The sequence below is a fragment of the Mesorhizobium sp. M4B.F.Ca.ET.089.01.1.1 genome (assembly GCF_004022605.1).
GTDB lineage: Bacteria > Pseudomonadota > Alphaproteobacteria > Rhizobiales > Rhizobiaceae > Mesorhizobium > Mesorhizobium abyssinicae.
Genome location: NZ_RZOS01001282.1, coordinates 1 through 534 on the forward strand (window position 1 = coordinate 1; position 534 = coordinate 534).

Annotated in this window: 1 pseudogene; it reads left to right on the forward strand. The window is 60.5% G+C overall.

The window, feature by feature from the left end:
- Nucleotides 1-482: pseudogene (locus EN780_RS37165) on the forward strand (3-oxoacyl-ACP synthase); the annotation flags it as partial.
- Nucleotides 483-534: the final 52 nt, after the last annotated feature.

Consider the following 534-nt stretch of genomic DNA (forward strand, 5'->3'; position numbering starts at 1 on the left):
CCAACGGCTTCATTCCAGGCGAAGCTGCGGCTGCGGTTCTATGCTCACGACCGCGAAATAACGGTTTCAGGCTCTTCGGACTCGGTCTTTCGCGCGAGGAAGCTTCGATTTACAACGAGCAGGATTTGCCGCTGCGCGCCGATGGCATGACGGCGGCATACGATGTGGCATTCCAAGAGACCGGGATTGACATGAACCGGCTCGGCTATCGCATCGCGGACCTGATCGGCGAGCATTACTGGTTCAAGCAGACCGCGTTGGCCTCTATCCGCCTCCTGCGGGGACGCCACGAGTTTCAGGACTTATGGTCGCCCGCTGAATCTCTGGGCAATGTTGGGGCCGCAGCCGTTCCTGTCATGGTTGGCATGGCTTGGACAGCAGCCGGGAAAGGGTATGCCGCCGGCAATCCGGTTCTCATCGAGGCCTCGTCCGATGCAGGCGCGTGCGGCGCTGCGGTGTTCGCATACGGGAGATCGGCATGACCGTCTATGCCAATGGTCTTGAGGTTGCCTGCAAGGCGCAGGCAAACCAAGT